Raw genomic sequence first — 1,417 nt, 5'->3', positions numbered from 1 at the left:
GGATCAATCTCAAAAGTTGTGTGCAAATTGAAATAAGTTTTCGATTTTTGCAGTAAACTTTAAGAACATTGGATCATTATCTGGAACTGCTGAAACATATTCTGCCTGAATTTTTAATTGAACATTTTGATTTAACGAAGCAAACCACCGAGGGTGAAGTGATGCACCTTTATTTTGAGGAGAAAAATAACCCACCCAAAGAAGTTTCAAATCGAATTTTAACAGCACACGGATTCCATAAGGAGATTACTATTCAAGATTTTCCCCTGCGTGGAAACGCCGTTTACCTGCATATTAAAAGACGCAGATGGCTGGATAAGAACACAAAGCAAATCGTGCAGAGAGACTGGAACTTAGTGGCAGAAGGCACCCGTTTAACCAAGGGGTTTGCCGATTTTTTAAAAGAAATCTGTCGATACCCGACCTCTTGATTGTAAAACCATTGCTGAAATGTACGGTGTGGCGGGTAAAAAATTCCAGCGCCAATACAAAAACAGAATTAGTGATTATAAAACCTGGAAAGAGAAATCCCATGCACAGGAATGGCTCATTTATCCCGAAAACATGTCACAATCCTTGTCGATAGATGAAGTAGCCTTGTCCAGCGGTGAACTTTATACTGTGGTCACGTCTAAAAAAGCGAAAGGTAAAAAAGGCTGCCTGGTTGCCATTATCAAAGAAACCCGCGCAGAAACCGTCATAGAACATTTACTGAAAATCGACCGTAAATTAAGGTTAAGCGTAAAAGAAATCACTCTAGACATGGCCGGTTCCATGAAACTCATTGCCAAGAGATGCTTCTCCAATGCCAAACGGACCATTGACCGATTCCATGTACAGCAACTAGCCTCAGAAGCCCTGCAGGAAATCCGTATCAAACACCGATGGAAAGCTATAGAGCAGGAAAGCGATGGTATCCTGAATGCCAGGAAAAATAAAGAAATCTACCAACCGGAACTGTGTTCAAATGGAGACACCAGAAAACAGCTCCTGGCACGAAGCAGGCATTTGCTGTATAAGAGTTCCTTCCACTGGACCGAATCCCAGAAAGAACGCGCCCAAATCCTATTCAGTGAATATCCGGATATCCACAACGCTTACCAACTAACAGAAGCTTTAAGAAACGTCTACCACAAGAAAAACACCAAAGAAATCGCTATGTTAAAATTAGCAAGATGGTATCACCAGGTAGAAGTCTCCGGCTTTAAATCTTTTGCTATCCTGTTAAAAACGTTTACCATCCACTATAACGATATCCTAAACTACTTCAATCATAGAAGTACGAATGCATCCGCAGAATCTTTCAATGCAAAAATTAAAAAATTTAGAAGCAACTTCAGAGGAGTTAGGGATCGGGCGTTTTTTCTATTCAGACTACAAAACATTTTTGCTTAAACACAAGTTTTGGTACTGATCC

2 protein-coding genes are annotated in these 1,417 nt (G+C 40.3%); both read left to right on the top strand.

The annotated features are described in order from the left end of the window. The first annotated feature begins 68 nt into the window (after window positions 1-68). On the top strand, window positions 69-431 hold the full coding sequence (locus BW932_RS14125; RefSeq protein WP_031504482.1) for an ISAon1 family transposase N-terminal region protein: 363 nt from the start codon (window positions 69-71) through the stop codon (window positions 429-431). Between the two features lie 19 nt (window positions 432-450). Next, window positions 451-1,395: an ISAon1 family transposase gene (locus tag BW932_RS14120; protein WP_076388698.1), complete on the top strand. Its 945-nt coding sequence runs from the start codon at window positions 451-453 to the stop codon at window positions 1,393-1,395. Window positions 1,396-1,417 lie beyond the last annotated feature (22 nt).

Origin of the sequence: Kaistella chaponensis (assembly GCF_900156725.1) — a bacterium.
Taxonomy (GTDB): domain Bacteria; phylum Bacteroidota; class Bacteroidia; order Flavobacteriales; family Weeksellaceae; genus Kaistella; species Kaistella chaponensis.
The sequence above is the reverse complement of the archived record's forward strand: the minus strand, read 5'-3'. Positions and strand labels throughout refer to the sequence as shown.

Coding starts and splice junctions, on each gene's coding strand:
- BW932_RS14120 (WP_076388698.1), top strand. CDS start 451: ATGTACGGTGTGGCGGGTAAAAAATTCCAGCGCCAATACAAAAACAGA.